At 69.4% G+C, this 11820-nt stretch carries 8 protein-coding genes, 1 tRNA gene and 1 pseudogene; 4 read left to right on the plus strand and 6 right to left on the minus strand.

All coding sequences use genetic code 11. From position 1 onward, the window contains the following. Positions 1 to 170 precede the first annotated feature (170 nt). From ACI3KY_RS19145 to ACI3KY_RS19165, 5 genes are all read right to left on the minus strand, one after another. Positions 171 to 947, minus strand: coding sequence for an HAD-IIB family hydrolase (locus tag ACI3KY_RS19145; protein ID WP_404931723.1), 777 nt, complete (start codon positions 945 to 947; stop codon positions 171 to 173). A 54-nt stretch (positions 948 to 1001) separates the two neighbouring features. Beyond that, positions 1002 to 1075 (minus strand) — tRNA-Pro (locus ACI3KY_RS19150). 17 nt (positions 1076 to 1092) lie between these two features. After that, positions 1093 to 2688 carry a hypothetical protein gene (locus ACI3KY_RS19155; RefSeq protein WP_404931724.1) on the minus strand — a complete coding sequence of 532 codons (1596 nt, stop codon included), beginning with the start codon at positions 2686 to 2688 and terminating at the stop codon, positions 1093 to 1095. 95 nt (positions 2689 to 2783) lie between these two features. Further along, positions 2784 to 3716, minus strand: a complete 933-nt coding sequence (locus ACI3KY_RS19160; RefSeq protein WP_404931725.1) for a metallophosphoesterase — start codon at positions 3714 to 3716, stop codon at positions 2784 to 2786. Beyond that, positions 3716 to 6544, minus strand: a complete 2829-nt coding sequence (locus ACI3KY_RS19165; RefSeq protein ID WP_404931726.1) for a transglycosylase domain-containing protein — start codon at positions 6542 to 6544, stop codon at positions 3716 to 3718. The genes ACI3KY_RS19160 and ACI3KY_RS19165 overlap by 1 nt, the downstream gene beginning before the upstream one ends. A 109-nt stretch (positions 6545 to 6653) precedes the next feature. On the opposite strand from ACI3KY_RS19165, the gene ACI3KY_RS19170 reads away from it, so the two are divergent. Further along, positions 6654 to 6869 (plus strand): DUF4177 domain-containing protein, encoded by a 216-nt coding sequence (locus ACI3KY_RS19170; RefSeq protein ID WP_163619321.1) that lies wholly within the window; start codon positions 6654 to 6656, stop codon positions 6867 to 6869. Positions 6870 to 6871: 2 nt separating this feature from the next. Beyond that, on the plus strand, positions 6872 to 7339 hold the full coding sequence (locus ACI3KY_RS19175; protein WP_404931727.1) for a RidA family protein: 468 nt from the start codon (positions 6872 to 6874) through the stop codon (positions 7337 to 7339). A 337-nt stretch (positions 7340 to 7676) separates the two neighbouring features. Here ACI3KY_RS19175 and acs read toward each other — a convergent pair whose 3' ends face one another. Further along, positions 7677 to 9671, minus strand: coding sequence for an acetate--CoA ligase (gene acs / locus ACI3KY_RS19180; protein WP_404931728.1), 1995 nt, complete (start codon positions 9669 to 9671; stop codon positions 7677 to 7679). A 793-nt stretch (positions 9672 to 10464) separates the two neighbouring features. Between acs and ACI3KY_RS19185 the strand changes: the two genes are divergently transcribed. Together ACI3KY_RS19185 and ACI3KY_RS19190 are read left to right on the plus strand one after the other, a co-directional pair. Continuing rightward, positions 10465 to 11448 (plus strand): TadA family conjugal transfer-associated ATPase, encoded by a 984-nt coding sequence (locus ACI3KY_RS19185; protein WP_404931729.1) that lies wholly within the window; start codon positions 10465 to 10467, stop codon positions 11446 to 11448. Beyond that, a pseudogene (locus tag ACI3KY_RS19190) lies at positions 11433 to 11820 on the plus strand (hypothetical protein); the annotation flags it as partial. The gene ACI3KY_RS19185 and the pseudogene ACI3KY_RS19190, both read left to right, overlap by 16 nt.

Genomic DNA, 11820 nt, shown 5'->3' on the forward strand with positions numbered 1-11820 from the left:
CGAGCGAGACGAAACGCGCGGGACCCGGCGCAGTCGCGCAGCCCGGGGCGTTTCGTCTCGGTCGCTGGCGCTCCCTCGCTCAACGAGCGTGGCCTTCCTTCGGTCGTTGAGCGAGCGAGGAACGAGCAAGACGAAACGCGCCGGCGCTCACGCCGGCGGGAGGCGTCGCGTCAGACGCGGACGGGGAGCGTGGGGATGAGCTGCTCGAGGTGTGCGGCGGTGTCTTCCCAGCCTTCGACCGCGTGGCAGCGCACGCCCATCGCGAGGACGGGATAGTCGTTGCCTTCGGGGTCGAGCCGGTCCCCGACGAACAGCATGTCGTCGAGCGCGATGCCGGTCTGTTCGGCGAGCTGACGCATGCCGTAGGCCTTGTCGATGCCCTGCTCTGTGATGTCGACGGAGGTCGAGCCGCCCGATCGCACCTCGAGATCAGGGATCAGCGCCGCGACGGCCGCGCGCAAGGCGTTCTTCTTCTCACCGGTCGGGTCCCAGGCCATCTTCGCGGCCACCGGCGCCTGCTGACCCAGCGCCGAGAACGTGATCTGCGAGCCGCGGTCCTCCAGGATGTCACCCCAGGTCTCGGACTCCCAGAGCCCGAGACGCCGTGCTTCGCCCTCCACGGCGGCGAGTGCGCGTGACTTCTCGTCGTCCGTGAGCGAGCGCTTGTAGACGGTGACGACGCCGTCTTCGGTCAAGCGGTAGTACTGGGTGCCGCAGGTCGGCAGAAGATGGATCCGCGAACGGACGGCGGCCGAGGCATCCGGCAGACGGTCCACGACCTGCGTCGTGAACTGGGTCAGTTGTCCGCCGGAGATGATCGCGACCTCCACGCGCTCCGCGAGCGCGATGAGCAGCTCCCCGATGCGCGGGTCGATCCGGCTCTTCGAGGGAGCGAGGGTGTCGTCGAGGTCGAAGGCGACGAGAAGGGGCGGGTTGCTGTCGGTCATGGCGTCCGTCCTTTCATACGAGAGGCTCCGCCTTCCGGCGGAGCCTCTCTGATGTCGGGGTGACAGGATTTGAACCTGCGGCCTCTTCGTCCCGAACGAAGCGCGCTACCAAGCTGCGCCACACCCCGTTGACAACCCCATGAGTCTACCTGATCGTGGGCCGTGCTCCGAACCGGGGACGCCGTGACGCGACGATCGCGATGCCGACACTGAGCAGGCCGATGGCGAGCGCCGCGGGGGCACGGACGTCGCCGGCGTTCATTCCGGTGGCGGCCAGAGCGGCCTCCGGCGCGCGACCGGGCGCGTCGCCGACGGCGGGAGCAGGGCTTTCCATCGACGGCGCCGGCGGGGGAGTCGGCGCGGCAGGGGGAGGTGCGACGACGGCGACCTGCGACGGTTCGCCGAATCGCTCTGTCCAGGCGAAGTCCGGCCCGGTGTGGGCGGCTACCGGCGCGACCTGGTCTGCCGCGCTCACGCGCCATACGGCCGTGTAGAAGCCGGGAGCGGTCATCTCCCACGGCGATGTGACGGTGTAGGCCACGGTCGGACCGGCCAGAGCATCGGTGGTCACCCGGAGGCTGCCCACGACCGATGCCTCCGCAGGCACCTCCGTGCCGGGCACGGGCTCCGCGTCGGTGCGGTAGACGACGGCGACCGCGGTCACGGGCAGGTACGACCCATCTTCGGCACGCGGCCACGATCCGTCTTCCGCGGAGAAGGTCACTTCGTCGATGTACGGACCGCCGGCCGTCTCTCGCGTCGGGACCCGCGTCGAGATGCGGGGCGAGAACGGGGGAACGCGTGGGGCAGCGTCTGCGCCGACGATCTCGAACTCGACGGGGGCCGCCGGGCCGGCCGTCTCCTGGCCGCCGGGGGTGGTGTAGTGGCGCACCGCAGCGGGGAGGCCGGTGCGGAAGCGGCCTGTCCCGCTGACTGTGTACGCCCGTCCTTCCGCGGGTGGGACGGCGCGGATGGCGTACTCGGTTCCCGCTGAGGCGCTGTCGAGTGTCGGGGAACCCGAGTCGGCGAAGACGGCGTTCACGAGTGTCACCGTTCCCGTCGCGGCGCCTGTCGCCTCGACGCGCACGGTGCCGCTGCGGTGGTCAGCGGCATACGTCGAGAACACCAGGCGCCCGCTCGGGGAGCTCGTGTTCGACGCGGCACGCATGGCTTGGTCGTAGTAGGCGACGGCGCGCTCCTGCACGGCGCGGTCGTGCTGCGGTGCGAGCGCGGAGAGTGTCCAGTGGATGGCCCCGGCGAGGGAGTCGCCCGGGTAGCCGAACGCGTGGAGGGTCTCGTCGCGATTCGCGATCGCCTTGACCGCCCAGGCCACGGCCGCCGCCTGAACCGGATCCTCGGTCTGCCCGTAGGTCGAGACCAGCAGGTTGATCCCCACCAGCTGCTGCGGAGACAGTCCGGCGGCCGAACCGCTGATGCCGTGGTCGGTGCTCGGTCCGGTAGGAGCCGGCGCACCCGGAGTGATGCAGTACGTGTGCACGCCGCCGATGAGCATGGAACCGTGCCACCCGTATGCGGAGATGGGTGCCCACGTGCCGAATCCGACGCCGCGCTCCGCCGCACCGGCAGGAGGAGGCGCCACGACGTCGATGATGAGCAGCACGATCAGCAACGGCAGGAGCAGCAGGTACGCGGAAGCTGGCAGCCGCGTGAACAGCAAGCGCAGGATGGGGGACACCGGCTCCGACGAGAGCTCGAGCGGCTTTCGATGATTCTTCGACACACGTCGAGACTGCGGGCTCGGCGATCCGTGCCAGCCCGGGTCGAACGCATCTGTGGATGGCCGCGCGACCCCCGCGCCTGGGGAGGAGGCGGCCCCTACGCCCGCGGCACGAGGGTCAGGAGGGATGCCTCGGGCCGGCACGCGAAGCGCACGGGCGCGTAGATCGAGTGACCGAGACCTGCGCTCACGTTCAGTGGCACAGTGCGCGCGTCGTGCGTCCAGGTGCTGAGCCCGCGCGCCTGCTTCAGCGGGATATCGCAGTTGGCCACGAGCGCGCCGAAGCCGGGAACGCGCACCTGGCCACCGTGCGTGTGGCCGGCGAAGACCGCGTCGGCGCCGAGGTCGACGAAATCGTCGAGCACGCGCCGATAGGGGGCATGGGTCACGCCGATGGTGAGGTCCGCCGGCTCATCGCGGCGCAGCTCCGACAGCAGCCCCGGGAGTACCTCGAGCTCGTCCCACTCGCGATGGGCGTCGCTGACGCCGAACGCGGCGATACGCCGGCCGGCGGCATCCACCATTCCGACGCAGTTGTTCAGGTCGAGCCAGCCGAGCGCGTCCGTGAGGTAGTCGTCGAGCGCCTGTGTGTCGAGCGGCTCGGACGTGTGCTTGACCTTCGACGGCCCGGTGAAGTACTTCAGCGGGTTGCGCGGCGAGGGAGCGGCGTGGTCATTCGAACCATGTACGAAGACACCAGGGATGCCGCGCAGCGGGTCGAACGCCGCGCGCAGGCCGCGGAGGCCGTCGGGGTGACCCATGTTGTCGCCGGTGTTCACCACGAGGTCGGGCCGGAGCTCGGCGAGGGCGGCGATCCACTGCTGCTTGCGGTGCTGCCACGGCGCCATGTGAGCGTCGGAGAGGTGGAGCACCCGGATCGGCGCGGCGCCGGCGGGAAGCACCGGGACCTCATGGAAGCGGACCGTGAAGAGGTAGCGCTCGATGCCGATGCCCCAGACGGCGGCGCCGGCACCGATCGCCCCCACCGTGCCGAGCACGGTGAGGGCGGTGCGGGTTGCTGTCGGCGGCACTATCCGTTGCCGCCGCCGCCGCCGTTGCCGGGGCCTCGGCCACCGCCGCCGCAGACGGCGGCGCTGTAGTCGACGACGATCGACGTGTTGCGGTTCACGAGCGTGTTCGCCGCAGGGTTCGTCGCGGTCGCCTTCGTCTGAGTGCCGAGGGCGGCGTCGACGGTGCAGGTGCCATCGCCCACGTTGCCGAAGCCGGCCGCGCGGAGCGCCTTCTTGGCGTCTTCGAGCGAACGCCCCGTCACATCGGGAACGGTGAGGCCCTGACCATTGCTCGGGCTGATCGTGACGGTGCTCCCGCCGGCGACGTTCCCGGGGCCGGGGTTCTGCGCACCCACCACGCCTTCGGGCTGATCCGAGTCCACGGGCGCTCCGACCGCGACCTCGAAGCCCGCGTCGGTCAGCGTCTGCGTCGCCTGCTCGATCGTCTGGCCGACGACGTTGGGGAGCGGCGCGAGCTGGACCTTGATGAGGTCGTTGTCCGGGGTGGCGAAGTCGCCGCCGGGGTACGCATCATCAACCGTCCGCTGGATTGCCTTGGAGATGTTGAAGCGGATGTTGTTCAGCCCGGCCTTGAAGACATCGCCGCCGCCGAACACGTTGCCGGCCCAGGTGGCCGTCGCGACACGAGTGCTCGACTGGATGAGCCACGTCTGGATCGACTCGTGGGTACCCGTCTTGCCGATCGTCACCGTGCCGTCACCCGCGTTGCCCTGGCTGCCGCTGCCGCCACGGACCATGACGCCCTTCAGCGCGTATGCCGCGGTGGCCGCGACGTTGGGGGCGATGACCTGCGTGCACGTGCGCTGCGGCTTCGGCAGCTCGTTGCCATCAGAGTCGGTGACGCGATCGATGGCCTGCGGCTGGCAGTAGACGCCGTTGTTGGCGACTGTGGCGTACGCCGCCGCCATCGCCATGGGTGAGACCGCGTTGGAGCCGATGATCGACGACAGGGAGTTCATCTTGACCTCCGTGCCGTCGGCAAGGGTCACTCCCATACGGGTGGCGACGTGCTTGATGTCGCACAGGTCGAGCTTCTCTGCCATCGCGAAGAAGCCCGTGTTGAGCGACGAGGCGGTGAACTGCATCGGGGTGCCCATCCGGCCCTTGTCCTTGCCGAAGTTGTTGATCAACGTGTTGCTGCCATTGACCCAATCCTGAGGCTGGCCGTTGTTGTCCTCGTTGCAGCTGTGCTTCAGTCGTTTGAACACGCGCAGCGTGCCGTTCAGCGGTTCGTTGACGGAGTGGCCCTTTTCCAGCCAGTCGACGAGCGTGAAGAGCTTGAACGTCGATCCGGCGTTGAATCCGCCGGAGGTTCCGAACTTCTGGTCGCCCGCGAAGACGAGCGAGGAGTAGCTCCAGTCGTCCCTGACACCGGAGTCCTCGCTGAAGATCGTGTTCTGGGCAATGGACAGTACGCGGCCCGTATTGGCCTCGAGGCTCACGGTGGAGGAACCGAAGCGCCCGCCACTGGGGTACTCCTTGGTCGGGGGCAGCGCAGGGTTCGCGGGAGCGTACTGCGCCACTGCCGCCTGAGCGGTTGCCTGGATGCGGGGGTCGAGGGTGGTGTACACGTTGAGGCCGCCGCGCTGCAGCAGCGCTCGACGGTCTTCGCCGGTTTCACCGAATGCGGGATCGTTCAGGATCACGTCCTTGACGTACTGACAGAAGTACTCCGCCCCGACCGCATTGACGCACCCGGTCTTGGGAGGAGTGATCGCGGGCGTGATCGGCCAGACCGCGGCCTCGACGTACTGCTCCCGCGTGATCTTCCCATCGTCGAGCAGGCGGCTCAGCACGTACAGCTGGCGCACCTTCGTGGACGTGTAGCCGTCGGCGGCGGCGAGCTTCTGCTCTTCCGTGATCTCACCGGATTTCACCAGGTCGTCGAGAACGCCAAGCTTCGCACCCTCATCGATCACGCCGTCAGGCGCCTTGTTGAACCGGGTCCCGTCCGCCGTGACGATCGAGCCTTCCGGCTTGTCGATGCGGTAGCTGTTGGGGTTCTGCACCATGCCCGCGAGGGTCGCGGCCTGGGCCACCGTCAGGTTCGCCGCCGTAGTGCTGAAGTACTGGCGAGCGGCCGACTCGATGCCGTACGTGATGCCGCCGAAGTTCGCGATGTTGAGATACCCGAGCAGGATCTCGTTCTTGGAGTACTTCTGCTCGAGCGAGATCGCGTAGCGCATCTCCTGCAGCTTGCGCGTGTAGCCCTCGGGCCCCTTCGCCGTCGTGGCGTCGGTCCAGCAATTGAGCAGCGCCTGATCGCGGCTGACCTTGACCTTCGGTGTGCCGTCCTCGTTGAGAACGGGCTCGCCGGCCTCGTTGGTCTCGTACTCCGCGGTGGCGTTCTGCTCGCACTTCTGGATGAGCACGTTCTTCACGTACTGCTGGCTGATCGATGATCCACCCTGCGTCTCGCTGGCGCCGCCCGCGTTCGAGAGCAGCGCTCGAGTGGTGCCGATGAGGTCGATGCCGCCGTGCTGGTAGTAGCGCGGGTCCTCGCTGGAGAGGAGCGCGTCGTACATCACGGGGTTGATCTGGTCGAAGTTGACGGGCGTGCGGTCCTGCTCGAGGAACTTCGTCAGCAGCACGGGCTGACCGGTCGCCGGGTCGGTGGCGTAGAAGTTGCTCGGCACCATGAGCTTGTCGATCTCGAGCGAGCTCGGCAGATTGTCGAACATCGTGATCGCACGCTCGGCCGCAGTGCTCGTGATGGCGACCGCGGGGGTGACGGTCGCGGCGATCAGGACACCGGCTGCGGCGCTGAGGCCCACGAGCCCGGCGAGTCCGCCGAGCACACCTGTGGCCGTGCGTTTGGTATCAGGCATAGGGTTGATCGTAGGGGAGATACCTGGGCGATTCCCTCAGACGCGTGCGCCCGCTGAGGTGTTTCCCAGCCTTCACCCTCCGCCCTTTCCGCCTATCCGAGGAGTCGCGATGACGACGTGGGAGTACCTCACCACGCCCCTGCTGATCCACAACACCGCCGCGATCCTCAACAACTGGGGCAAGCAGGGCTGGGAGCTCGTCCAGGTCGTGCCTGGCCCCGAAGGGGGACTGGTCGCCTACTTCAAGCGTCCCGCCGGCGGAGGCCAGCAGAACGCGGGACTGGATGCCGCGGCCCAGGCCGCCCAGCAGTTCGAGGGGGCGTGACCATGAGCGTGAGCGATCGTCTCGCCGAACTCGGCATCACCCTTCCCGGCGTCGTGCCGCCCGTCGCCGCCTATGTGCCTGCGAAGGCCCACGGTGACCTCGTCTACACCGCCGGCCAGCTGCCGATGATCTCCGGCTCGCTGCCCGCGGCCGGAAAGGTCGGAGAAGGCGAGGGCCTCGTGCCCGCGGCCGACGCCAAGGGCTATGCCCGCCAGAGCGCCCTCAACGCGCTCGCCGCCGCAGCGGCCGCCGTCGGCGGCGTCGACCGGCTCACCGGCGTGGTCAAGGTCACCGGATTCGTGGCATCCGTTCCCGAGTTCACCGGGCAACCTGGCGTGATCAACGGCGCGAGCGAGGTGCTCGGCGAGATCTTCGGCGACGCCGGCACCCACGCCCGCTCGGCCGTGGGCGTGCCCGTGCTCCCGCTGGACGCGCCCGTCGAGGTCGAGGTCGTCTTCTCCTACGCCTGACCCGGCGCTGCTTCGAGTGTCACGACACGCGGCGACGTCCGTGGCGAGCCCACACATCGTGACCCCTCAAAGTCTCCGCGCGAGGTTCGGGTGTCGCGACACGCGGCAACCAGGCGCGTGAGACCACGCATCGTGGCACTCGAGCCGAACTCGCGCACGCGATGCGCCGACCAACAGAAGAGCGGATGCCGCAGCCCAGGGCTACGGCATCCGCTCTCTTCTGTTCGTCCATTGTCGGCCGTTGAGCGAGCGAGCAGCGACCGAGACGAAACGCCCTTCGCAAGGGCCAGGGGCGTTTCGTCTCGTCGCTGGCGCTCCTCGCTCAACGACCGGGGACTTACCTGACCTGGGCAGAGATCACCGACATGACCGCGGTGTCGGCGAGGGTCGTGGTATCGCCGACCTCGCGGCCTTCGGCGACGTCGCGCAGGAGGCGGCGCATGATCTTGCCCGAGCGGGTCTTGGGCAGCTCGCCCACGATGTAGATGTCGCGCGGGCGGGCTATCGGCCCGATCTGCTCGCCGACCCACTGGCGCAGCATCGGTCCGAAGCCATCGACGCTGTTCTCTTCGAGATGCGATTGCTTGATGATGACGAACGCGACCACAGCCTGTCCGGTGGTCTCGTCGGATGCGCCGACCACGGCGGCCTCGGCGACCGCCTCGTTGCCGACCAGCGCCGATTCGATCTCGGTGGTCGACAGGCGGTGCCCGGACACGTTCATGACATCGTCGACCCGGCCCAGCAGCCAGACGTCGCCGTCGTCGTCGAGACGGGCGCCGTCGCCGGCGAAGTAGTACCCCTGCTTCTGGAACTTCTCCCAGTAGGTCTCGACGAAGCGCTCGGGGTCGCCCCAGATGCCGCGCAGCATCGACGGCCACGGCTCCGTCACGACGAGCAGTCCGCCGTTGCCGTTGCCGACGTGCGAGCCGTCCTCGTCGACGACGTCGATCGAGATGCCGGGCAGCGGGACCTGCGCCGAGCCGGGCTTCGTCTCGGTGACGCCGGGGAGAGCGGACACCATGATGGCGCCGGTCTCGGTCTGCCACCAGGTGTCGACGATCGGGGCGGTCTTGCCGCCGATGATCTTGCGGTACCACATCCACGCCTCGGGGTTGATGGGCTCGCCCACCGAGCCGAGCAGCCGCAGCGACGACAGGTCGAACTGCTTCGGGATCGCGCGTCCCAGCTTCATGAACGAGCGGATCGCGGTCGGCGCCGTGTAGAGCACCGTGACCCCGTACTTCTGCACGATCTCCCACCAGCGACCCGGGTGCGGGGCATCCGGAGTCCCCTCGTACAGCACCTGCGTCGCGCCGTTCGCGAGCGGACCGTACGTCACATAGGTGTGGCCGGTGACCCAGCCGATGTCGGCGGTGCACCAGTACACGTCGGTCTCGGGGTGGATGTCGTGGACGACCTTGTTGGTGAAGGCCGACTGCGTGAGGTAGCCGCCGGAGGTGTGGAGGATGCCCTTCGGCTTCCCGGTGGTGCCCGAGGTGTACAGGATGAACAGCGGGTTCTCGGCGGGGAAGGCCTGTGCCTCGTGCTCGGCGGACGCGGCCGGGACGACATCGTGCCACCACAGGTCGCGGCCGTCGGCCCAGTCGACCTCGTTGTCGCCGCGCTTGACGACCAGCACGTGCTCGACCGTCTCCTGCTCGCCGGTGCCGCGATCGCCGAGGGCGAGGTCGACGGCCGGCTTGAGCGGGGAGACCTTGCCCTTGCGGTAGCCGCCGTCCGCCGTGATCACGAGCTTGGCGCCGGCGTCGTCGATGCGGGCGCGCAGGCTGTCGGCCGAGAAGCCGCCGAACACGACGGAGTGGACGGCGCCGATGCGTGCGACGGCGAGCATCGAGGCGACCGCCTCGGGGATCATCGGCAGGTAGATCGCGACGCGGTCGCCCTGACCGATGCCGAGTCCCTCGAGGACGTTGGCGAGTCGCTTCACCTCGTCGGTGAGCTCGGCGTACGTGACGCGGCGCTCGTCGCCGGGCTCGCCTTCCCAGAGCAGCGCGACCCGGTCGCCGTTGCCCGCCTCGACGTGGCGGTCGAGGCAGTTGTAGGCGACGTTGAGCTCACCGTCGGCGAACCACTTCGCGAACGGCGGGTTCGACCAGTCCAGCACCTCGGTGAACGGCGTGTGCCAGTGGAGGTCGCGGGCCTGGTCGGCCCAGAAGCCGAGTCGCTCAGCCTGCGCCTGCTCGTAGAGCGCAGCGGTGGCGACGGCGTTGCCGGCGAACTCGGCGGTCGGCGCGAACCGTCGGTCTTCGGTCAGGAGGTGGTCGATCTGGCTGCTGCCGGGGTGGGTGACCGGGGATGATTCGCTCATGGGAGCGCGCTCCTTTGCGGGCTGGAGGAAGCCGACGGCTGCCGGCGAGTCTGCCAGGAAATGTACTCAGGGCGACCGGAACCGGCTACCCCCGATAGTGGGTAGAGGTCACAATGTTGGACTCGACCGATATATCAGTGAGAATCCTCTCCTTTTCGTTTTGTCAGGACCCCTACCTCGCATATGCTGACCGTTGGCCGAACATCGATTCTGGCATTGCGGCGCCCGACGTCACCCCCCGAATTCGGGCCCGCGCTTGGCGGCATCCCATTCCCCCCATGGGATGCCGCCTCTCCTTTTCTGGGAGCGATCCCGACGTCATCGTGACGTCCGTTCCTCCCCAGCGTTCATCTCGCGCCGCCTGTCCACGGATCGCCCGGTTCGCCCGCCTGGCCGGCAGCGGCGCTTCTAGCGTCGGAGCATGTCCGCGCCCTTCATCGCCCGTCCTCGCTCCGGTGTCGCCGGTCGCGTGGGGACGAAGGACTCGTGGGATGCCGCGGTCCGCGGGTCGTCGCCCGGCTACGGGGCCGGCCGGCTCGAGGTCGCGGGGGAGAGCGGATGGGACGCCGCCGCCCGTCCGCTTCCGAATCACGCGAGCGGCGCCACCGCCGCCGCGTCGGCAGGCAGGGCGGACGCCGGCGGGCACCGAGCGACGCTTGCGTGGGTTCCGCCCCGACGGCCCGAGAATTCGGACGCGCGGACCGTCGACACGTCGGAGGTACGGTCATCGGACTCTCGATCCGACGTGCCGGCACGCCGACCGCGTCCGACCGGTTCCGCCGGGCGATCGACGATGCGCCACGATCGACCACCATCGCCGCGACGGCCGGCGGAGGAGCGACATGCGGCGCTGGCGCCCTTCGCGACCTACCTCGACGATCCCGACGTCACCGACGTCTTCGTGAACGGCCCCGCCGGACTCTTCGTCGATCGCGGCGCCGGCGTCGTGGCGGCTCGCGAGTGGCGGGCCACAGAAGAAGAGGTGCGTGACCTCGCCGTCGCTCTCATCGGTGCGGGTGGCCGCCACATCGACGACGCGTCGCCTTGCGTCGACGTGCGACTGGAGGGCGGCATCCGCGTCCATGCGGTGCTGCCGCCCATCGCACCCGAGGGAACACTCCTCTCGGTTCGCATTCCGCGCCTCGAGGTCGCGACGCTGGACGACCTGCAGCGCTCCGGCATGTTCGATGATCACGTGCGGCGTCGGCTCGACGAGGCGATCGCCGGACGCGCGAACCTCCTGGTCTCGGGCGCCGCGGGCGCGGGCAAGACCACGCTCCTCGCGGCGCTGCTCGCAGAAGCTCCGCCGCACGAGCGGATCGTCACGATCGAGGATGTGGCCGAGCTGCGCATCGCTCATCCGCACCACGTGCGGCTCGAGGCCCGGCAACCCAATATCGAGGGCAGCGGCGGCATCGGCCTGGCGCGACTCGTGCGCGAGGCCCTGCGGATGCGTCCCGACCGGCTCGTGGTCGGCGAGTGTCGTGGCGACGAGGTGCGGGAGCTGCTGTCAGCTCTCAACACCGGTCACGACGGCGGGGCCGGCACGGTGCATGCGAACAGCCTGGGCGATGTGCCCGCCCGGCTCGAGGCGCTGGGTGCGCTCGCGGGGCTCGATGATCGTGCCCTCGCGCGTCAGGCGGCCAGCGCGATCGGCCTCGTGCTGCACGTCGAGCGAGGTCGTGACGGCGCGCGTCGCATCGCGGCAGCCGGGCGGCCGGTGGTCGGCGGCGACGGGCGTCTCACCATCGAGGAGGAGCGATGGCACACCGGCTGACCGAGCGTCGCGAAGCGGACGCCGCGCCGGCGACGGTGCGCGACGGTGGCGCGCAGAATCGTCGTGGCCTGCCCGGCCCGAGGGGACCGTTCCGGCTTGCCCGGTCGGCAGACTCGTCCGCGGCCGATGCCGCGGAAACCGTGCTACGTCTCGCCGTGCTGCTGCAAGCAGGGGTGGCGCCGGCACGCGCGTGGGAGCACCTCGCCCGCACCGGCGATCCTGCAGCGGTGTACGTCGCATCGTCGATCGACCGCGGGATGCCGCTGCCCGAGGCGATCGCCACGGCAGGGCCGGGCGCGTGGCGCGAGGTGGGTGCCGCCTGTCAGGTCGCACTCGTCGTCGGCGCGCCGCTCGCCGAGTGCCTGCGAGGCC

Source organism: Microbacterium sp. ZW T2_14 (genome assembly GCF_044987405.1).
In the GTDB taxonomy this organism is placed as follows: domain Bacteria; phylum Actinomycetota; class Actinomycetes; order Actinomycetales; family Microbacteriaceae; genus Microbacterium.

What these genes read in the sequence shown, in the direction of transcription:
- ACI3KY_RS19145 (WP_404931723.1), bottom strand. Translation starts at nt 947, where the DNA reads ATGACCGACAGCAACCCGCCCCTTCTCGTCGCCTTCGACCTCGACGAC.
- ACI3KY_RS19165 (WP_404931726.1), bottom strand. Translation starts at nt 6,544, where the DNA reads ATGCCTGATACCAAACGCACGGCCACAGGTGTGCTCGGCGGACTCGCC.
- ACI3KY_RS19170 (WP_163619321.1), top strand. Translation starts at nt 6,654, where the DNA reads ATGACGACGTGGGAGTACCTCACCACGCCCCTGCTGATCCACAACACC.
- ACI3KY_RS19175 (WP_404931727.1), top strand. Translation starts at nt 6,872, where the DNA reads ATGAGCGTGAGCGATCGTCTCGCCGAACTCGGCATCACCCTTCCCGGC.
- acs (WP_404931728.1), bottom strand. Translation starts at nt 9,671, where the DNA reads ATGAGCGAATCATCCCCGGTCACCCACCCCGGCAGCAGCCAGATCGAC.
- ACI3KY_RS19185 (WP_404931729.1), top strand. Translation starts at nt 10,465, where the DNA reads ATGCGCCACGATCGACCACCATCGCCGCGACGGCCGGCGGAGGAGCGA.